The organism is Pseudomonas sp. JAI111 (assembly GCF_024809425.1).
Classification (GTDB): Bacteria; Pseudomonadota; Gammaproteobacteria; order Pseudomonadales; family Pseudomonadaceae; genus Aquipseudomonas.
The window spans coordinates 610,143-630,291 of record NZ_JANUCB010000003.1 but is presented as its reverse complement, the minus strand read 5'-3'; the positions used below and the strand labels follow the sequence as shown (position 1 = coordinate 630,291).

General features: G+C 58.9%; 19 protein-coding genes and 2 pseudogenes. 11 read left to right on the top strand and 10 right to left on the bottom strand.

Going from position 1 to position 20,149, the window contains the following annotated elements; genetic code table 11:
• Positions 1-88 precede the first annotated feature (88 nt).
• Positions 89-562, top strand: a complete 474-nt coding sequence (locus HNR03_RS13810; protein ID WP_208670780.1) for an Lrp/AsnC family transcriptional regulator — start codon at positions 89-91, stop codon at positions 560-562.
• Positions 563-707: 145 nt separating this feature from the next.
• Here the strand turns inward: HNR03_RS13810 and lpdA are convergent, their stop codons facing one another.
• Positions 708-2,108, bottom strand: a complete 1,401-nt coding sequence (lpdA, locus tag HNR03_RS13805; RefSeq protein ID WP_259154120.1) for a dihydrolipoyl dehydrogenase — start codon at positions 2,106-2,108, stop codon at positions 708-710.
• A 212-nt stretch (positions 2,109-2,320) separates the two neighbouring features.
• Between lpdA and hflK (HNR03_RS13800) the strand changes: the two genes are divergently transcribed.
• The 8 genes from hflK (HNR03_RS13800) (at position 2,321) to cfaB (ending at position 11,609) form a co-directional block, all read left to right on the top strand.
• Positions 2,321-4,282 carry a protease modulator HflK gene (gene hflK, locus HNR03_RS13800; protein WP_259154119.1) on the top strand — a complete coding sequence of 654 codons (1,962 nt, stop codon included), beginning with the start codon at positions 2,321-2,323 and terminating at the stop codon, positions 4,280-4,282.
• Positions 4,279-5,319, top strand: a complete 1,041-nt coding sequence (gene hflC, locus HNR03_RS13795; RefSeq protein ID WP_259154117.1) for a protease modulator HflC — start codon at positions 4,279-4,281, stop codon at positions 5,317-5,319. The genes hflK (HNR03_RS13800) and hflC overlap by 4 nt, the downstream gene beginning before the upstream one ends.
• Positions 5,316-6,374 (top strand): protease modulator HflK, encoded by a 1,059-nt coding sequence (gene hflK, locus HNR03_RS13790; protein ID WP_259154115.1) that lies wholly within the window; start codon positions 5,316-5,318, stop codon positions 6,372-6,374. The genes hflC and hflK (HNR03_RS13790) overlap by 4 nt, the downstream gene beginning before the upstream one ends.
• A complete protein-coding gene (locus HNR03_RS13785; RefSeq protein ID WP_222589117.1) occupies positions 6,371-8,278 on the top strand; it encodes a cation-translocating P-type ATPase in 1,908 nt (635 codons plus the stop codon). Before hflK (HNR03_RS13790) ends, HNR03_RS13785 begins: the two co-directional genes overlap by 4 nt.
• Positions 8,279-8,398: 120 nt before the next feature.
• On the top strand, positions 8,399-8,653 hold the full coding sequence (locus HNR03_RS13780) for a hypothetical protein (RefSeq protein WP_090177703.1): 255 nt from the start codon (positions 8,399-8,401) through the stop codon (positions 8,651-8,653).
• A gap of 62 nt (positions 8,654-8,715) precedes the next feature.
• Complete coding sequence (locus tag HNR03_RS13775) at positions 8,716-9,561, top strand: DUF692 domain-containing protein (RefSeq protein ID WP_259154109.1); 846 nt, start codon at positions 8,716-8,718, stop codon at positions 9,559-9,561.
• Entirely contained in the window at positions 9,552-10,340 is a 789-nt protein-coding gene (locus HNR03_RS13770; protein ID WP_259154108.1) for a DNA-binding domain-containing protein, read from the top strand. Before HNR03_RS13775 ends, HNR03_RS13770 begins: the two co-directional genes overlap by 10 nt.
• Before the next feature lie 84 nt (positions 10,341-10,424).
• Positions 10,425-11,609, top strand: a complete 1,185-nt coding sequence (gene cfaB / locus HNR03_RS13765; protein WP_222589114.1) for a C17 cyclopropane fatty acid synthase CfaB — start codon at positions 10,425-10,427, stop codon at positions 11,607-11,609.
• On the opposite strand, the gene cls is transcribed toward cfaB, so the two are convergent.
• Entirely contained in the window at positions 11,606-13,045 is a 1,440-nt protein-coding gene (gene cls, locus HNR03_RS13760; protein WP_259154107.1) for a cardiolipin synthase, read from the bottom strand. The two genes, cfaB and cls, sit on opposite strands and share 4 nt — an antisense overlap.
• A gap of 131 nt (positions 13,046-13,176) precedes the next feature.
• On the opposite strand from cls, the gene HNR03_RS13755 reads away from it, so the two are divergent.
• A complete protein-coding gene (locus HNR03_RS13755; RefSeq protein ID WP_222589112.1) occupies positions 13,177-13,698 on the top strand; it encodes a DUF3617 domain-containing protein in 522 nt (173 codons plus the stop codon).
• A 61-nt stretch (positions 13,699-13,759) separates the two neighbouring features.
• Here HNR03_RS13755 and HNR03_RS13750 read toward each other — a convergent pair whose 3' ends face one another.
• The 7 genes and pseudogenes from HNR03_RS13750 to folE2 form a co-directional block, all read right to left on the bottom strand.
• The gene (locus tag HNR03_RS13750) at positions 13,760-14,647 is read right to left on the bottom strand and encodes a His/Gly/Thr/Pro-type tRNA ligase C-terminal domain-containing protein (protein ID WP_222589111.1); all 888 of its coding nucleotides are present in this window, start codon (positions 14,645-14,647) and stop codon (positions 13,760-13,762) included.
• A gap of 32 nt (positions 14,648-14,679) precedes the next feature.
• Positions 14,680-15,012 (bottom strand): annotated as a pseudogene (locus HNR03_RS13745) (dihydroorotase); the annotation flags it as partial.
• Between the two features lie 16 nt (positions 15,013-15,028).
• Positions 15,029-15,130, bottom strand: a pseudogene (locus HNR03_RS31920) (hypothetical protein); the annotation flags it as partial.
• Complete coding sequence (locus HNR03_RS13735; protein ID WP_259154105.1) at positions 15,127-16,002, bottom strand: metal ABC transporter substrate-binding protein; 876 nt, start codon at positions 16,000-16,002, stop codon at positions 15,127-15,129. The gene HNR03_RS13735 and the pseudogene HNR03_RS31920, both read right to left, overlap by 4 nt.
• Before the next feature lie 11 nt (positions 16,003-16,013).
• On the bottom strand, positions 16,014-16,880 hold the full coding sequence (locus HNR03_RS13730; RefSeq protein ID WP_259154104.1) for a metal ABC transporter permease: 867 nt from the start codon (positions 16,878-16,880) through the stop codon (positions 16,014-16,016).
• Complete coding sequence (locus HNR03_RS13725; RefSeq protein ID WP_259154103.1) at positions 16,880-17,548, bottom strand: metal ABC transporter ATP-binding protein; 669 nt, start codon at positions 17,546-17,548, stop codon at positions 16,880-16,882. Before HNR03_RS13725 ends, HNR03_RS13730 begins: the two co-directional genes overlap by 1 nt.
• Entirely contained in the window at positions 17,545-18,441 is an 897-nt protein-coding gene (gene folE2 / locus HNR03_RS13720) for a GTP cyclohydrolase FolE2 (RefSeq protein WP_259154102.1), read from the bottom strand. Before folE2 ends, HNR03_RS13725 begins: the two co-directional genes overlap by 4 nt.
• 86 nt (positions 18,442-18,527) lie before the next feature.
• Here folE2 and HNR03_RS13715 point away from each other — a divergent pair, with 86 nt between their 5' ends.
• On the top strand, positions 18,528-19,724 hold the full coding sequence (locus HNR03_RS13715) for an N-acetylmuramoyl-L-alanine amidase (RefSeq protein WP_259154101.1): 1,197 nt from the start codon (positions 18,528-18,530) through the stop codon (positions 19,722-19,724).
• Here the strand turns inward: HNR03_RS13715 and HNR03_RS13710 are convergent.
• Positions 19,721-20,098, bottom strand: coding sequence for a glutamine synthetase (locus HNR03_RS13710; protein WP_259154100.1), 378 nt, complete (start codon positions 20,096-20,098; stop codon positions 19,721-19,723). The two genes, HNR03_RS13715 and HNR03_RS13710, sit on opposite strands and share 4 nt — an antisense overlap.
• Positions 20,099-20,149 lie beyond the last annotated feature (51 nt).

Genomic DNA, 20,149 nt, shown 5'->3' with positions numbered 1-20,149 from the left:
AGGTGCTTGCGTTGTTCGCTTCTAAAGCATCGATATTTGGCATAACCTGCCACTTTGTGGTGTTCAAGCCATCAGGATCTGCCAAACAATGAAACTCGACGCCTATGACCGCAAAATTCTCGCCGCGCTGCAACGGGACGGCCGCCTGAGCAACGTGCAACTGGCCGAGGAGATCGGTTTGTCTGCCTCGCCGTGTTTGCGTCGGGTGCGAATGCTGGAAGAAGCCGGGGTGATTCGCGGCTATCAGGCCAATCTGGATCGTGACGAGGTGGGGCTTGGGCTGACGGTGTTTGTCGGGGTCAAGGTCGAACGCCACAACGATGAGCAGGCAGAAGCCTTTCGCCTGGCGGTGACGGCGCTGCCTGAGGTGATTTCGGCGTTTCTGGTGTCAGGAGAATCGGATTTCCTGCTGCAAGTGGTGGTGCCGGATTTGCGCGGGTATGACCGGTTTCTCACTGAGCGACTGCTGAAGTTGCCGGGGGTGAGTGACATCCGCAGCAACTTTGCGATTCATACGGTGAAGACGCCAGGGGCGTTGCCGTTGGGGCATTTGCCAACTTAAAATTGCGTTGCCGCTATATCCGATCGTTCCCACGCTCTGCGTGGGAATGCAGCCCGTGACGCTCCGCGTCACATCAAGAGCCGAACGCAGAGCGTCCGTAGAGGCATTTCCACGCAGAGCGTGGGAACGATCATCTGCAGGCTTCTTACATCTGCGTTGCCATTCCCTCCACATTCATCGCTGCCTGACGCAACGCCTCGGACCGTGTCGGATGCGGATGGCAGGTCAGCGCAATGTCTTCAGCCGACGCGCTGAACTCCATCGCCACGCAATACTCGCCGATCATTTCACTGACACTCGGTCCCACCAGATGCACGCCGAGAATCTCATCCGTGCGCTCATCGGCCACCACTTTGGCGAAGCCTTCGGTCTCGTGGTTGATCTTCGCCCGGCTGTTGGCGCTGAAGGGGAACTTGCCGACCTTGTACGCGCGACCTTCAGCCTTGAGCTGCTCTTCTGTCTTGCCGACGCTCGCCAGCTCAGGCCTGGTGTAGATGACGTTGGGAATCAGGTCGTAGTTGACCTCGCCAGCCTTGCCGACGATCTGCTCGACGCAGGCCATGGCTTCATCCTCGGCCTTGTGGGCAAGCATCGGCCCGGAAGTGACATCGCCGATCACCCACACGCCCGCCGCTTCGGTGCGATGGCCCTTGTTGGCCAACATGCCGCGCTTGTCAGTGGTGAGACCGACGTTTTCCAGCCCCAGGCCTTTGGTGTAAGGCCGCCGGCCGATGGCGACCAGTACATAATCGGCTTCAATTGTTTCGGCGGCACCGCCGGCAGCGGGTTCGACATTGAGTTGAACGCCGCTTGCCGATGGGGTGGCGCGGGTGACTTTCGAGCTCAGCTTGAAACTGATGCCCTGTTTGCTCAGCGAGCGCTGCAGGGTTTTGCCCGCCTCTGCATCCACGCCAGGGCAGATACGATCGAGAAATTCGACTACGGTCACTTGGGCCCCGAGGCGCCGCCACACCGAACCCAGTTCCAGGCCGATGACGCCAGCACCGATCACCACCAGGTGTTTCGGCACTTCAGCCAATGACAGCGCACCAGTGGAATCGAGGATGCGCTGGTTATCGATCTCGACGCCGGGCAGGGGAGTGGGCTCGGAACCGGTGGCGATGATGATGTCCTTGGCGCTCAGTTCGGTCTTGCCGCCCTGGTTGTCGGTCACGGTCACTTTGCCCGGCGCGTCGATATGGCCCCAGCCTTTGATCCAGTCGACCTTGTTTTTGCGAAACAGAAATTCGATGCCCTTGGTCAGCCCAGCGACGCTTTCGTCCTTCTGCTTCATCATCTGGGCGAGGTTGAGGGTCGGTTTAACCTCGATCCCCAGGTTGGCGAATTCACTGCCCATGGCCGCGTCATAGAGCTCCGAGGCATGCAAAAGCGCCTTGGAGGGCATGCAGCCGACGTTCAGGCAGGTGCCGCCGAGGGTCGCGCGGCCTTCGACGCACGCCGCCTTCAATCCCAACTGACCGGCACGAATCGCTGCGTTATAACCACCGGGACCACCGCCCAGAATCACGACGTCGTAGGTGTTCATGGATGCACTCCTGGAAGGGGAATCGGGCTGGATAAAATAGTCTTTGAATAAAATTACGAGCGTAATATGTGCGTTTCCGGCTATTTCGGTCAAGGCTTCAGGCAAGCGACAGGTCGTGCGTTTTTAGATAAAGCGATTCAGCACATAAATTTCACCACTTTCGTTATATCGTAACGAATTGCGATGTGATCAATGATAAGCAATGGGGTGGTATGCAAGTCGATCTCGAAGTCGATGGGACGCCGGTAGCAGGGCTGCCGCGCTTTCAGCAGGCGGTTTTTCAAGGACGGCGATTGCGCCAGTTCGCCATTGGCCTGAGTGCCTTGGCGGCAGTTGGTTTAGCGTTGGCGTTTTTTGTCGGGCTGTTTGCACCGTTTTCGCTGTGGGCCGCATTGCTGGTCAGTCAGAGCGCTGGCTTGCTGGTGCTGATCGCGGGTCTGCAATCGGCCTGGTGGGTGACGCAGTGGCGGGCGTGGGCCATGAACCCAACATTGCCGGTCGTGGTGGAGGTTGACGACGCCGTTGCCCCTGAAGGCTGGTATGAGCGGCTGCTGGACGGCCTCGGTCAGCGTTCGGCGCGCCTGCTGAGTCAGGTCGGTGCGCCGACACTCTGGCTCGGCGGCTGGGCGTTGTTGACGTTGTACAGCCTCAGCCAGTTCTGGAACCTGGCATTGCCTCCCGGCCCGCTGGGTGTATCGGCGAGCATTGGCGCCGCGCTGTCTTTGTTGCTGGCGTTTGGTTTGCTGGTGTTGGAGCGCCAACTGGCTCAGGAAAATGTGGCTGAGTGGCCCGAGGCAGCGCCGTTGGCGCAGATGAGCCGGGTCGCGATCATTTGCCTGGTGCTCGGCGCCTTGTGTTTGTTGTTCGCCAGCGAAGCATCGGTTTGGCCAGTGCGTCTGGCCGTTTTGATCGGCTTGCTGCCGGGACTGGTCGCGGTCGAGTTGCTGCTGCGCGCGGTGCTGTCGTTGTTCAGTCCTCGTCGTGAATCCCTTGAGCCGGGTTTATTGGCGCGAAGTTTTGTCGCCGACCTGCTGCGTTGGCCGCCGCAACCCTTGCTGGCGTTGCAACACGAACTGCACAACCGCTTTGGCATCGACCTGCGGCAGATTTGGGCTTTCACCTACATGCGCCGGGCGTTTCTTCCGGTGTTGGCAGTGGTGGCAATCGTGGGCTGGTTGCTGACCGGTATTCACGAAATTCCCCTCCAAGGACGAGGTATTTACGAGCGCTTCGGCAAACCGGTAGAGGTGTTCGGCCCCGGTTTGCACGCCGGTTTACCGTGGCCGTTGGGTCGAGTGCTGAGCGTTGAAAATGGCGTGGTTCACGAACTGGCGACCAGCGTTGGCGATGCCTCGGCACCGCTGGTGACCGATCCTGCTGAAGGTCCGCCGCCAGCAACAGCCAATCGGTTGTGGGACGCCAGCCATGTGAACGATAAATCCCAGGTCATTGCCAGCAGCCGTGGCGACAAGCAGAGCTTTCAGATCGTCAATATGGACGTGCGCTTCGTTTATCGCATCGGTCTGACCGACCAAGCGGCGTTGGCCGCGACCTACAACAGCACCGATGTGCCGACACTGATCCGCAGCACCGCCAGCCGCATTCTGGTTCATGACTTCGCCTCACGAACCCTCGACGGTTTGCTCGGTGAGGACCGGGTAGGGCTGGCCGAGGAGATTGGTCGGGCGGTACAGGCGGACCTGCAAAAACTCGACAGCGGTGTGGAAATTCTGGCCACCGTAGTCGAAGCGATTCATCCGCCAGCGGGCGCCGCCAACGCCTATCACGGTGTTCAGGCGGCGCAGATTGGCGCTCAGGCATTGATCTCCCGCGAGCGCGGTGCGGCAGCAGAGGCGACCAATCAGGCGCAACTGCAAGCCAGTATCGCTCGCGATCAAGCGACCGCGAGTGCGCACGAAATCAATGCCACCGCTCAGGCGGCGGATTTGAAATTCGCTGCCGAGCAGAAGGCGTATGCCAGTGCGGGCCAGGCGTTTGTGCTGGAGCAGTATTTCAGCCAGCTGACTCAGGGCCTGGCCAATGCCAGGTTGCTGGTGCTCGACCATCGTCTGGGCGGCAGCGGCAATGCGCCGACCATCGACCTACGTACTTTCACGCTGCCGGCTGATCCTGCGTCGCCGCGTTCCAGCGCTCAACCAGGAGCTACCCATTGAGCCCGTCGCACACTCACGATCACGATGACCACGCCGGCCACGATCACGGCCATGGCGGTCATCACCACGGCCACCATCATCACCATCATGGTGATCCCCAGGAAGCGGGGCCGTTCCCATGGCGGCGCATGGGGTGGGCGGCGTTGCTGGTGGCGTTCGCCATCGCCGCTGCGAGCGTCGTTCAAGTCCGGTCGGGAGAGGCGACGGTGATCACGCGCTTCGGCAATCCTTCGCGGGTGTTGCTGGAACCAGGACTCGGCTGGCGCTGGCCTGCACCGTTTGAAGCCGCCATTCCTGTCGATCTGCGGCTGCGCACGACTTCCAGTGGTTTGCAGGATGTCGGCACGCGCGACGGCTTGCGCATCATTGTTCAGGCTTATGTGGCTTGGCAGGTTCAGGGCGATCCCGATAACGTGCAGCGTTTTATGCGCGCAGTGCAAAATCAGCCGGACGAAGCGGCGCGGCAGATTCGTACCTTTGTAGGCTCCGCTCTGGAAACTACAGCGAGCAGTTTCGATCTGGCGAACCTGGTGAATACCGACGCCAACCAGGTTCACATCGCTGATTTCGAAGCGCAGCTGCGTCAGCAGATCGATCAACAATTACTCACCACTTATGGCGTGCGGGTGCTGCAAGTGGGTATCGAACGCTTGACCTTGCCGTCGGTGACGCTCACCGCCACCGTTGACCGCATGCGCGCCGAGCGTGAAACCATTGCCACCGAACGGACTGCCATCGGCAAACGTGAAGCGGCGCAAATTCGCTCCGCCGCCGAGCGTGACGCGCGAATCGTACAAGCAGATGCAACGGTGAAAGCGGCTGACATCGAAGCCCAATCCCGCGTCGAAGCGGCGCAGATTTACGGGCGCGCCTACGCCGGCTCACCTCAGCTTTACAACTTGCTGCGCTCGCTCGACACGTTAGGCACGATCGTTACGCCGGGGACCAAACTGATTTTGCGCACCGATGCCGCGCCTTTTCGGGTGTTGGTTGATGGGCCGCCGACCCTCGATATCAAACCCGGGTCGCAGCCATGAAATTAGTTCCACGTGGAACACATGAGTTAAGTAGCCCATGGATTCAGGCTGGACGATTGGCTTTTCTCGCGCTTTATGCGGTGACTGTTCTGGCTGCGTTGGCGTGGGCGTTTTCCAATGTGCGGCAAATCGATCCGCAAAATCGCGCAGTGGTTCTGCATTTTGGCGCCCTGGATCGCATCCAGAACGCCGGCCTGCTGTTGGCTTGGCCGCGACCTTTTGAGCAAGTGATTCTGTTGCCGGCCGCAGATCGGGTGATCGAACGTCGGGTGGAAAATCTGCTTCGCAGCGATGCAGCGTTGCAGGGCGATCGGGTGGCGTCGTTCGCGACACCTCTAAGTGATGCGCTCGCAGGCTCTGGTTATTTGCTGACCGGAGACGCCGGCGTGGTGCAACTCGATGTACGGGTTTTCTACAAGGTCACTGAACCTTACGCCTTCGTGCTTCAAGGTGAGCACGTGCTGCCGGCACTCGATCGACTGGTCACTCGCAGCGCCGTTGCACTGACGGCAGCACGGGACCTGGACACGATCCTGGTGGCTCGCCCGGAACTGATCGGCACGGATACTCAAGCGGCCGAACGCCGCGAACGCCTGCGGGGTGATTTGGTGCAGGGCATCAATCAACGCCTGGCCGAGCTGAAAGCGACAGGGCAGGGCATCGGCATCGAAGTCACGCGCGTGGACGTGCAGTCGAGCCTGCCCGGCCCTGCGGTAAACGCCTTCAACGCTGTGCTGACCGCCAGCCAACAGGCCGACAAAGCCGTGGCCAATGCGCGCACTGACGCCGAGAAGCTGACTCAGACCGCCAATGAGCAAGGTGACCGAACGCTGCAAGTTGCCCATGCCCAAGCGAGCGAACGACTGGCAAAAGCCTCGGCCGATACCGCCACGGTGCTGAGCCTGGCCAAGGCGCAACAACAGGGCACCGACCCGCAAATGTTGCTGCGCATTTACCGTGAGCGGATGCCGAAAATTCTCGGTCAGGCCGGCTCGGTGACAACGGTCAATCCGAAAGACGATTCGCGCCTGATCATTCAGGGAGCCGCACAATGACTGCCCAAACCACCGCGCCGAGCCTGTTGTCCTCGGCTGAACAACGCAGCGCCGCGCGTCAATTGACCTTGGCCATGCTTGCACTGGGCTTGCTCAGTCTCGGGCTGATCTGGCGTTGGTTGTCGCCACAGCAGACCGGTGTCAGCCAATTGTTGTTGGGCTTCGCTTCGCTACTGGTGGCCGTGCCGGTGATGCGCTCGGCGTGGTACAGCTTGCGTTATCCAAGCCTGCACGGAATCACCGATCAACTGATCGCTCTCGCCATGTTGGGTGCTTGGGCCACGGGAGATTTGCTGACCGCCGCCTTACTGCCAATCATCATGATCTTTGGCCACGTGTTGGAGGAGCGCAGCGTCATCGGTTCTCAGGAAGCGATCCGTGCCCTCGGCAAACTGACCCGCAGCCATGCCCGCAAGATTCAGGCAGACGGTTCGATACTCGAAGTCGACAACGGCACACTCAAGGCCGGCGACATCGTGGAAGTGCGTGCGGGCGATCGAGTGCCGGCCGACGGTCGAGTGTTGTCGGGGCAGGCGAGCCTCGACACCGCATCGATTACCGGTGAGTCCGTTCCGATAGAGGCGGGTGTCGGCATGCAGGTCTTCGGCGGAGCGATCAATCTCGACGGCCTGTTGCGGATCGAAGTGACGCGCACCGGCAACGAATCGACCTTGGGCAAAGTCATCGCGCTGATGCAAAGCGCCGAGCGATCCAAACCGCCGATCACGCGTCTGCTCGAACGCTATGCCGGCAGCTACATGGTGTTGGTATTGTTGTTGGCAGCAGTGACCTGGTTTGTCACCAACGACGCCCAAGCGATGCTCGCGGTGTTGGTGGCGGCGTGTCCTTGTGCGTTGGTGTTATCGGCGCCGGCCACGGCGATTGCTGGTGTCGCTGTCGCAGCACGCCACGGGATACTGATCCGCAGTTCGGCGTTTCTTGAGGAACTGGCGGACCTGACGTCGCTGGTGGTCGACAAGACCGGCACGCTGACGTTTGGCACATTGCGGCTGCAGTCGATCGACAGTCCGTTGGTGGACCGCAGCCATGTCATGAAGCTCGCCGCGAGTCTTGGTTCGGCCAGCAGTCATCCAGTCAGTCGCGCGCTTGCCGGTCTGGTCACGCAGGAACACTTTCTGCTGCTGTCGGACATTCACGAACGCCAGGGTCTGGGCGTAGTGGCGATGACAGAGCAGGGCGAAGCGGCACTCGGTCGCCCGGAGTTGTTTGCACAATTGGGCATCGTCACGTCGGCGGTTCCCGAACACGATGGCCCGATTGCCGGCTTGGCGCTCAACGGTGAATTCCTTGCCTGGCTGTTGCTCGCCGACAGTGTCAAACCTGAGGCGCGATTCGCCTTGAGCGAGTTGCGAGAGTTGGGCTTGGGTCGTCAGTTGTTGCTCACCGGTGATCGGCAAAGTGTCGCGCACACGCTGGCTCGCGATGTCGGCATCAGCGATGTCGAAGCGCAAGCCTTGCCTGAGGACAAACTCAATCGTGTGCTGACGGAAATCGAAAACGGTTTCCGGCCTATGGTGGTGGGCGATGGCATCAACGACTCGTTGGCACTCAAGGCCGGTGTCGTGGGTGTGGCCATGGGCGCTGGCGGTGCAGACATCGCGCTGGCCTCTGCCGATATCGTGCTGATCGGCAGCGACTTGCGTCGGCTCGGCACCTGTGTGCGGTTGAGTCGCCAGTGTCGGCAGACGTTGCAGGTCAACGTGATCATCGGTCTGGGCTGGACCCTGGCGATTGTTGCCTTCGCGGCATTCGGCTGGCTCGGTGCCGCCGGGGCCATGATCGCTGCATTGCTGCATAACCTCAGCACGCTGCTGGTGCTCGGGAATGCCGGACGATTACTGCGTTTTCAAGAGCCACTGTTGAAGTTGGAGGAGGCGCCTTAGGCGCCCCGAAAACTTTTTTCGTTCCTCTGTAACGCCGTTGGGGGCAGCGCGCTCTAGTGCTGTGTCGGGACTGAACAAACCGTTCAGCCGACCACCCTGACGATTACCGAGGATATAAATATGAACTTCAAAAACGCCACCGCCGGTGCCGCTCTCGCTTTCGCCGCAGCGACTTTGTTTGCCGGTGTTGCCACGCAGGCACAGGCTGCTGACGCTGTTCAGGTGCACTGCTACGGCGTGACGTCGTGCGCAGGCATGAACGATTGCAAGACTGCGGAAAATGCCTGCAAAGGTCAGGGCGTTTGCAAAGGTCACGGCTTCAAGGCAATGACTCAGACGGAATGCATGAAGGCAGGTGGCAAGGTCGGCGAATAACCGACCACCCGTGCCGCCGCAGTGGTGTGCGCCACTGCGGCCACTTTGCGAGGAGCCCGCAAATGTCTGCTTCCCTTCCTTGCCTGGGCTACGGCCTGGGTTTACGCAGTGCCTACTATCAACAGATTCTCGAGCAGTCACCCGCCGTGGACTGGTTCGAGGTCGTCTCCGAAAATTTCATGGTTCAGGGCGGAAAAGCCTTGTACTACCTCGATGCAATTGCCGAGCGTTATCCGGTAGTGATGCATGGCGTTTCGATGTCCATCGGCGGTCCCCATCCCCTGGATCTCGCGTATTTGAATCAACTCAAGCTTCTGGCTGAACGAGTAAAGCCAGCGTGGATTTCCGATCACCTGTGCTGGAGCCGCGGCAACGCTCATCAGCTGCATGACCTGCTGCCGTTGCCCTACACCGAAGAAAGCCTTTACTACGTGGCTGAGCGGGTGCGGCAGGTTCAGGATGTGTTGCAACGGTCGTTGGTGCTGGAGAACGTCTCCAGTTATGTGCGCAGCGCCGACGATGACTTCAGCGAATGGCAATTTCTTGAGGCACTCAGCCGGCTGAGCGGCTGCGAGCTGTTGCTGGATGTGAACAATGTGTACGTGAGCTCGCGCAATCACGGTTTCGATCCGTGGACTTTCATTCAAGGGCTGCCGGCAAACAAGGTTCGGCAGCTTCACCTGGCGGGCCACAGCGATTATGGCGATTACGTGATCGACACCCATGATCATCCGGTGAGCGATTCGGTCTGGGCGCTTTATGAGCGTACGCTTGAGCATCTCGGCCCGGTGGCCACATTGCTGGAACGCGATGACCATCTACCGCCCTTTGAAGAGCTGCTTGGGGAACTGCAAAAGGCTCGAGAGCTGGGCGATAGCGTGCTGGCCCGGAGACTGAAATGCGCCTGATCGATTGGCAACTGGCCTTTGAAAGTTATCTGCTGGGGGAGCAGTCCGCAGCCTGTCCGGCATTGAGCACCGGCCTGATTGGTGGCCCGACGCTGGACGTGAACACTGGTCTGGCGATTTATCACAACGCCTATCAGGCTCGGCTTTTGGAAGTGTTGCGTGGCGACTATCCGGTGATCTGGCATTGGTTGGGTGACGTTGAATTCGAACAGCTTGCCGCTGCCTACATTCGTCAATCACCCTCGGTGCATTTCAGTTTGAGATGGCTAGGCGAAGGTTTTGAGCCTTTCATTCGCCAGCATCTGGTGCCAGAACAAAGCGCAGCACTTGCCGAGTTGGCAGCGCTTGAATGGGCATTCACCCTGGCGTTCGATGCACCTGAATGCAAACCGTTGACGCTGCAAGACATGGCCAATTTGCCGCCGCAGGACTGGCCGACGCTGCAGGTCTGTCCGAGTACCACCGTGCAATGGCGAGAATGTGCGTACAACAGTGTTGCGCTATGGCGCTCGGTAAAAGACGAAAGCGGTTTCCCCGGTAGCGCAGCGTTGAAAGCCCCTCATGTGGTGGTGATCTGGCGCAGCGAGCTGGTTTGTCATTACCGAAGCGTCGAATCTGGTGAGGCGAGGGCTCTAAAAGGCATGTTTCAGAAGCACTGGAATTTTGCTGAACTGTGTTCCGATTTAGCAGTCAGCTATGGTGAGGGCGCGCCACTTCAAGCTGTTACATGGCTGAAACAGTGGATTCAGGACGGTTGGTTGAAGCGCCGCGAACCATAGAAAATGGCTATTCATTCGATAGGCAGCTAATTTTCTAAGATGGTCTACCCTCACATCAGACGTCTGAAACAAGGGGGATTATCCATGCTCGCGCAACTTCCACCGGCCTTACAGAATCTGCAGCTACCGTTACGCCTGCGACTCTGGGACGGCCATGAATTCAATCTGGGGCCGGCGCCCAGCGTCACAATTGTGGTCAAGGACCCACATATGGTTTCCCAGTTCACTCATCCAAGCCTGGACGCGCTCGGAGCGGCGTTTGTCGAAGGCAAACTCGAACTCGAAGGCTCGATCAGCGACGTGATTCGCGTCTGTGATGAATGGAGCCAGGCGTTACTCAGCGAGGACGGGGACAGCCAGCCTGTGCGCACTGTTCACGACAAGGAAACTGACGCCAAGGCCATTTCCTATCATTACGACCTCTCCAATGCGTTTTATCAGTTGTGGCTCGACAGCGACATGGCGTATTCCTGCGCGTACTTCGAGACCGGCAGTGAAAGCCTGGAGCAAGCCCAGCAAGCGAAATTCCGTCATCTGTGCCGCAAGCTACGGCTGCAGCCAGGCGACTACTTGCTGGATGTCGGTTGCGGTTGGGGCGGACTGGCACGGTACGCGGCCCGTGAGTTCGGCGCGAAGGTGTTCGGGATAACCCTCAGTAAAGAGCAACTGGCCCTCGCCCGTGAAAGGGTGACCGCCGAAGGCCTGGACGATCTGGTGGAACTGCAGCTGCTCGATTACCGTGATCTGCCTCAGGATGGTCGCTTCGACAAAGTGGTGAGCGTCGGCATGTTTGAACACGTCGGTCACGCAAACCTGGCCGAGTATTGCAAAACGTTGTTCGGAGCGGTGAAAGAGGGCGGGCTGGTGATGAACCACGGGATCACCGCCAAGCACACTGACGGGCGTCCGGTAGGACGTGGTGCCGGTGAATTCATCGAGAAGTATGTGTTCCCCAACGGCGAGCTGCCGCATTTGGCGATGATCTCCGCAGAGATCAGCGAAGCGGGGCTGGAAATTGTCGATGTCGAGAGTCTGCGTCTGCATTACGCGCGCACCCTGGACCACTGGAGCGAACGTCTGGAAGACAACCTGGAAGCAGCTTCCAAACTGGTCCCTGAACAGGCATTGCGGATCTGGCGGTTGTACTTGGCGGGATGCGCCTATGCGTTCGCCAGGGGCTGGATCAATTTGCACCAGATTCTCGCGGTGAAAGCTCATCCGGATGGCAGTCATGAACTGCCATGGACTCGCGACGACATCTACCTTTAGAGAATCGGTGAAATAAGCCGGGCGATCCGCATGCCAATGTGTTGCAGGCGATGGGTCTCCCGGCTTTCTTCTTTGGCGATTTCATGGGCCTGGGCGAAGTCGTCGTTAAGCATCTGTTCCACTTCGGCGGCAAACGCGCTGTCGACTGTCAGCAGCATCACTTCGAAATTCAGGCGGAACGATCGGTTGTCCAGATTGGCACTGCCGATGGCGCTGATTTCGCTGTCGATCAACACCACCTTCTGATGCAAAAAGCCCGGCTGGTAGCGAAAAACCCGTACACCTGCACGCACGGCTTCGAAGGCATACAGGCTGGAGGCCGCATAGACGATGCGGTGATCCGGCCGAGACGGCAGCAACAATCGCACATCCACACCTCGCAAAACCGCCAGTCTCAAGGCTGCGAACACGGCTTCGTCGGGAATGAAATACGGGCTGGTAATCCATATCCGCTCTGTCGCCGCATGGATGGCTTCGACGAAGAACAATGAACAGGTTTCGTAGGAATCGGCCGGACCACTTGCCAGTAATTGGCAGAGCACGCCGTCGTCCGGGTAGGCGTCCGGCAGGATCAGCTGTGGCAACGAGCGCGCCGCCCAGAACCAATCTTCAGCGAACGACTCCTGCATGCAGGCCACCACCGGCCCGCGCACGCGTACGTGGGTGTCGCGCCAAGGCGCCAGCGGTGGTTTCTCGCCCATGTACTCGTCGCCGACGTTATGCCCGCCAACGAACCCCAGCACACCATCGACCACCACGATCTTGCGATGGTTACGGAAGTTGACCTGGAAGCGGTTGAGCCAGCCACTGCGGGTGGCGAAGGCTTTGACCTCGACGCCCGCATCGCGCAACGGTTGCACGTAACTGTGGGGCAAGGAATGGCTGCCGATGCGGTCGTACAACAGATAAACCGCCACGCCTTCAGCCGCTTTCTTGATCAGCAGATTTTGCAGGCGTTGGCCGAGGCGGTCGTCGTGAATAATGAAGAACTGAATCAGCACCGCTTCCTTTGCGTTGTCGATGGCTGCGAAAATCCCGTCAAAGGTGGCTTGGCCATTGATCAGCAATTGCACTTCGTTGTTTGCCAGGCACGGCATGCGCCCTAATTTCGGCATGGCTCTCAACGATGCGTAGGCACTTGAAGCACGGGCGGTCAGCGCTTCTTCCACCCACGGACGCCAGTTGAGCTCGGAGATGGCTTTGCGCATTTCCTCGTTGGCCTGGCGCCGGGCCTTGATGTAACCATCGAAGGTGCTGCGGCCGAATACCAGATACGGAACCAGCGTGAGGTAAGGAATGAATATCAAAGACAGGGCCCAGGCGATAGATCCCTGGGCGGTCCGGACGGTGAGCACGGCGTGTATGGCAGCGATCAGGCCCAGCGTATGAAGCAGTGCAATCATGTAGCCGAAAATGTGCGGTCCAAAGTAATCCATGGGGCAGCCTTGCTCCTGAAGATTCAGTGCTTAACAGACCATGTTCCGTGCAGAATGTCGCTATTTAATTGGTCCATGAACCGAAGCCAATGGCTGACGTCTAACGGCCACTACTGATCAGGAGTTACTCGATGAACGTTCGTCTGCTGGGCTTGGCCTTGGCTTTTGGTTTAGCACTCCCCGTGGCCGCTCAGGCACAGATGCTGCAGCCAGGTTTGTGGGAGCTGACCACGAGCAACATGAAGGTCGATGACCAGAATCTGCCGGACTTGCAGCTGATCCTCGGCCAATTGCAGGGCCAGATGACCCCGCAACAGCGCGCGCAGCTGGAGAAGCAGGGCATCACCATGGGCGGCAAGGGGATCCGGGCTTGCCTGACGCCAGAGCAGGTGAAGTCAGACAATATTCCGTTGACTGACCCACAATCGGGCTGCAAACAGGAAATCACCGACCGTAACGGCAATCAGTGGAAATTCCGTTTCAGTTGCCCGAAAGCGCAGGGTGCCGGTGTAGCGACTTTCCTCAGTGACCGTGAGTTCACCACCAAGGTCAACGGCACATTCAACGCTACTGGCATCCAGCAAAAGGGCAGTCTCGATACCCGTGCTGTCTGGTTGGGGCAGGACTGCGGAACGGTTAAGCCTAGAGCTTAATAGCATCGCGAGCAGGCTCGCTCCCACAGAGACGGTATGTATCTGAAGGGGGCGAGCCGGTTCATGTGCCCGCAATGCCTGTCGACCTCAGCCAGTCACACACCACCTCAACAGCCATCGTGCCGAAATCTTCCCCCGTTCGGCTGCGCACACTGACAAACCCGCCTGTTTTTTCTTTTTCCCCGATCACCACCAGATACGGCACCTGCTGACTGTGCTCGCGTATCTTGTGGCGGACCTTTTCATTGCGTAAGTCCGCACGAGCGCGCACACCGTTTCGACGCAGGGCCTCGGTCACCGATTGCGCATAATCGGCCTGACGATCATCCATGTTGACGATAATGACGTGTGGCGGCGCCAACCAGTCTTCGAGCTCCTGTTGGCAGGACCAGCAAGTGCCATAGATCCGCTGCGGCGCAGTTCCGCTGATGTGGTCGAGGGCGAATGCCTCCAACACTCGGGTTGCTGGCACATGCGGGCCCACTGACACGCACTCGAAGTCCCCAATAAGGTAGGCGGACAACGTCTGAGTGAGCATACGGCACCGGATTGAATGATTGGTTGCTGCCAGGATCTTCATGCGCGTTTCGATGCACGCCAGGTCAAACAGGTCTAAGGGGCGCTCAAACGTAAACTCATAAAAAAAGCCGTCACCCAGTGCCGCTCCGGTCTGCAATTGCGCCTTTGGATAGAGTTGTCTGATGGACATCGCGAGCATCAGCGCGCACGAGCGCCTCAAGATCTCCAGCCCATCAGGCTCTTGAGGCGTGACAATGCTCACGCGGGCGTCAGCCTCGATCATGAACCTGCAGTCCACCAACACCCCGTCGACCCGACCGGCCACAGCTGCTTTAGCCAAGCCCGCACCGATGCTCGCGGCGAATTCATACACCGACAAGGGTTGGTCGTACTCACGCAATGAACCGTCGCTCAGGGTGATGTGGATCATGTCGGTGCACTCGAGGACAAAAGAAACGCGTGTTAGCGCATGAACCGTAGGGGATAACCCTGACAGCTGTCATTTAGACGTTTGTCGGGCCAGGCAATTCGTCCCGATACGAACGTGGTGCTGACGCTGTTACGGCAAAACTGTCCGGCGAAGGGTGTCCAGTTGCATTGAGACAGGACCGGTTTTCTGCAAACGGAAAAATCCGCGTGGCTCTGGTTTGATCAGAATAACGTCGGCCCGGTAGCTTTCTCGGAGATAACCCCGGTCGGAAATGGCGAACAGATCTGCCACGCGGTGACTGGTCTTGGCCACGAGGGTGGTTATCGGATTTCATCTTTCACCAGTTCCAAGAGCGCGGGCAAGGCAAATCCCCCTCAGACTCACAGTCTTCGGGCAACTGACGGCCATCGACCGCCGAGTTGTGTCCACGTGAGCCGACTCGGCAATCAGCGGTAAATCACCCGATGGATTCTTGCGGATCATGGCTTGCTCAACGCGTCGTACAGGGTATTGAGGTTGTATTGGAACAGGCCGGCGAAGGTGCTGGCCTGACCGGTCGCCGCCAAGGCATCGGAGTACAACGTGCCACCGATGTGCGCACCGCTTTCGTCGGCTATTTGTTTGAGCAGGCGCGCGTCCTTGATGTTCTCCATAAACACGGCTTTGACCTTGGCCTGGCGAATTTGAGTGATCAGCGCAGCGACTTCGGTGGCCGAAGGTTCACGTTCAGTGGACAAACCTTGCGGCGCCATGAAGTCGATGCCGTAAGCCTGACCGAGGTAGCCGAAGGCGTCATGGGAGGTGACGATCTTGCGGTTGCCCGGTGGCAGTGAACCGAACTTGGCCTTGGCTTGGGCAAGCAGCGCGTAAATCTGCTTCAAGTAAACCTGGCTGTTTCGCTCGTAGTCGGCTTTGTTCGCCGGGTCAGCCGCGATCAGCGCCTTGGAAATGTTGCTGATGTACAGCTCAGTATTGGCCAGGTTGTGCCAGGCATGAGGGTCCGGCACGGTCTCGCCGTCCTCGTCCAGTGAGCGTGGGATAACGCCGTGGCTTGCGTTGATCACAGGCGCTTTGGTCTCGGTGCTGGTCACCAGCCGGTCCAGCCAGGGCTCGAAACCCAAACCATTCTTGATGATCAGTCTGGCGTTGAGCAGTGCCTTGGCGTCGTCCGGAGTCGGCTCGTACGTGTGGGCATCGGCGTCGGGGCCAACCATGTTGGTGATCTGAATATGGTCGCCGCCGACCTGATGCGTCATGTCGGCGAGGATGCTGAAGCTGGTAACCACCTGTAGTTTTTCCGCCGCCGACAATGACATCGACAGCATCAAACTGAACAGCACGAGTAGAGCGCGCATCGGGAAACACCTCATTGGGATGTGAGCAAAGGAGGGCGGCGAAGCAAGCCGTGTACCGGTCCGAACACCACGCAGAGCACATATAAACTGCCTGCGACCAAGACAATGGCAGGTCCGCTGGGCAGCGAGTAATGGAACGACAACAGTAATCCGAGCCACACCGAGAGGCAGCCGAGGAGAGCAGCAATCGCCATCAACGCCGGCAATCGACGGCTGCAGAAACGCGATGCAGCGGCGGGCAACATCATCAAACCGACGACCATCAGTGCGCCGATGGCCTGGAATCCGATCACTAGGTTAAGCACCACCAAGGTCAGAAATACGCCGTGTGCCAATGGGCCGAGGCGGCTGACGGTTTGTAGGAAGAGCGGGTCGAGAGTGTCCAGCAACAGGGGTTTGTAGATGCAGGCCATGGCAATCAGGCTGAAGCCGGAGACCCAGAGCATTCCTGTCAATGTCGGTCCGTCGACCGCCAGTGCCGAGCCAAATAGCAGGTGGAGCAGGTCCAGGCGCTTGCCGGCGATACCAAGTATCAACACGCCGCCGGCGAGGGAAATCGGGTAGATCGCGGCAAGGCTCGCGTCTTCGCGCAAACCTGTACGGCGGGTAATCCACGCCGCGATGCCGGCCATGCTTAGACCTGCACCAAGACCGCCGAGGGTCAGTGCCGGCAGACTCAATCCGGCGAACCAGAAGCCGAGTGCTGCGCCAGGCAGGATGCCGTGAGCGACTGCATCGCCGATCAGGCTCATGCGTCGCAGGATCAGGAATACGCCAAGCGGTGCCGTGCTGCAGGCTAGAACCAATCCCCCGAGCAACGCCCGGCGCATGAACACGAATTCGTGGAACGGTTGCCAGAGTTGAGCGACAGCGAGCATCAGGCCACCTGCGTGTGCGGTTGCTGGAGAATCAGCTCAGTGCTCGGACCAAGAACGCAGCCGCTGCTTTTGATTAATAACGTTTGGGGCATGTGTTGGCGAACGGCGGCCAGGTCATGGCACACAACCACCAAGGTTCGCCCTTCCGCGTGCCAAGCGTGGATGTGTTTCCAGAGCAGCGACTGACCCAATTCATCAAGCGCGGCATGGGGCTCATCGAGTAATAGAACTGGCGCTTCGGCGAGGCTCAGACGGGCGAGCAGGGCGCGCTGCAATTCGCCGCCAGAGAGTGCCATCAGCGGGCGTTGCTCCAATCCTGTGAGGCACCAATCCTCCAGTACGGCTTTAAGGCGATCGCGGCGTATCTCTGGCGATTGCTTGCTGCCCCAAAAACCGGCGGCCACCAACGCTTGCAGGCTGATCGGAAATTGCCGGTCCAGATGTTGTTGCTGCGGGAGAAAGGAGAGTGAGCCCTTGCGTGGAACATCGAGGATGACCTTTCCGGTCAGCGGCTTTTGCAGCCCCGCGATAACTTTCAACAAACTGCTTTTACCCGAACCGTTAGCGCCGATCACGGCGGTCAGACTGCCCTTCGGCAACTCAAAATCCACGGCGGGCGTCAGTGGTTGACCGGGTGCGCCCCAACGTAGCGCTTGGCAATGGATCATGCTGCCTCCCAGTTCCATCGGCTTTCGGCAACGGCATCGTGAGCATGCAGGCTTTCGGCGTGGACGACGCGTAGGTGGAAAGCATTGAGGCCGGGGGAGCGTTTCATGGCCAGATTCAAACGTCGAACGGCGTCTTCACAGAACATCAAATTCTGTCCATTCGCTAAGGCAAAGGCCTGCTCATCGGCGCGTTTCACTGCGGTTTGCACAGCGGTCCCGAGTGCTGCCTCGGCGTCGTTGATGAACGCGATTAGCGGAAATTCATCCAGATAATCATCCAGACGCAAGCACAAATGAGCGGTGCTCCGCTGGCTATGAGGCGTCGCAACGATGCCTTTTGTGGAACCAAGCCAGGCCAATACTTCAGCGTGCTGCAGGGATCTATTGGCAAAGTCGTCGACGAATTGTTGCTGAATCAACTGCCGCGAAAGGGCTGCCGAGCACGGGCAAGTCGAGGAATATGGAACATCGATTTTTAGTTCCACGTGGAACATCGCGTTTTTCAAACGCGCTTCAATGCTCACGGGATAGGTTTTCCAGCCAGCCAATGGGCTGATCAGCGCCGGCCTTTTGAGCAGCAAGTCGGTGTGAATTTTCAGGTACGCGCTGCGTGACAGTCCTTCATGGCTGTCGAGAAAACGTTGCAAGACTCGCCGCAACAAAGCGGGAGTCATGGTTTCGTGCTCCAGCATTTCCAGCGCCACATACAGGCGCGACATATGGATGCCGCGCGCCTCGCCGTCGTCAAGACTCACGCCAGCGTCAGCTTTTGCACTCAGCCTTTGGCCATCGAACAAAACAGGAAGAGCAATGCCGCACATGCCCACCCAATCGAGCGGCAGGGCTTGGCGTGAGGCCTGCGCGGCAATATCCGGCAGAGTCAGCGCGTTCATGAGCAGGTCCATCGTGGAAGTTGAATTTCCATGTTATGTTATTACATTAAATTCCACTACGCCTTTTTCATGAACGAGTCTTCAGCATGCACAGACGTCACTTGCTCAACTGGATTCTGGCCAGTGCGGCCTTCGCCTTACCGTTTGGCGTTTCGGCTACGCAGATCCGCAATGTTCGACTCTGGCGTTCGGATGACAAGCTGCGATTGGTGTTTGATCTGAGTGGGCCGGTGCACTACAAAACGTTTTCCCTGAGTGCCCCTGAGCGGCTGATCATCGACTTGAGCGGGGCCACTCTCAGCGACGACTTCAGTCAGTTGGCAGTCGACAACACAGTGATTCGTTCGATCCGCTCCGGGCATCTTGGCCAAGGAGATACGCGAATCGTGCTCGATCTTGGCGGCCCGGTGCAGCTCAACAGTTTTCTACTGCCGCCACAGGATGGGCAGGGCCACCGGTTGGTGCTCGATCTGAAGACGGTTGCGCCGTTACAAATCGCCGTGGCGCCACAGCAGATCCTCGATAAGGCTCACCGCAAACGCGACATTATCGTGGTGGTCGATCCTGGCCACGGTGGCAAAGACCCTGGCGCGGTCGGCGCCAAAGGTGAGCGCGAGAAAGACGTGGTGCTGTCCATCGCTCAGCTCCTGGCCAAAAGGCTCAAACGCGAGAAAGGTTTCGACGTGAAGCTGGTGCGCAATGACGATTTCTTCGTTCCGTTGCGCAAGCGTGTAGAGATCGCCCGCAAGCACAACGCTGACATGTTCATTTCTGTACACGCGGACGCTGCGCCGCGTCTTACCGCTTCAGGGGCTTCGGTGTATTGCTTGTCTGAAGGCGGTGCCACCTCGGCCACTGCACGTTTCATGGCGCAGCGAGAGAACGGCGCAGACCTGCTGGGCGCCACCCGTTTGCTCAATCTCAAGGACAAGGACCCGATGCTGGCCGGGGTGATTCTCGACATGTCGATGAACGCCACTATCGCCGCGAGTTTGCAATTGGGCAGCACTGTCCTCGGCAGTTTGGCGGGCATCACCACGCTGCATCAGAAACGTGTGGAGCAGGCGGGATTCGCCGTATTGAAGTCGCCGGATGTGCCGTCGATCCTGGTGGAGACCGGCTTCATTTCAAACGCTCGCGACAGCCAACGACTGGTTACCGCACGTCATCAGCAGGCCGTCGCGGACGGTCTGTTCGAAGGCTTGCAGCGCTACTTCCAGAAAAATCCGCCGACCGACAGCTACATCGCCTGGCAACAATCGCAGAAAAAACTGCAGGTCTAACAACCGGCAATCCGGCTACATGTGAATTTGGCGCTGCTGCCGCCGGAACTGGAGAAGCGATTGATCGTGGTCCAGCCAACCCGGCGGTTGTAGCCGACCCAGGCTTCGCCGTCGGAAGCGATACCAGTGAAGAATGTCAGTTGCCCGTAGCGGCTGTTGGTCTGCGCCCAATAGCGTTTACCGGCTTTTTCGAAGCCTCGCAGATAGATCGTGCTGCCAACCGTGTTGACGCTATAAGCGTTGCCATCGGCATCTGCGCAGACGAGCAAGTTGGCGCTTCGGGTGCATTTGGCCAGGCTCGGGATTTGCGCCCAGGCATTCATGGTCAGCAGCGGCACAACGCTCAGCAGCGCCAGTTTCAGGGCGATATGCATGGGATTTCCCTCGGGCCAAACGGGCTTCAGCATCGGTCCCTTTATCGTCGT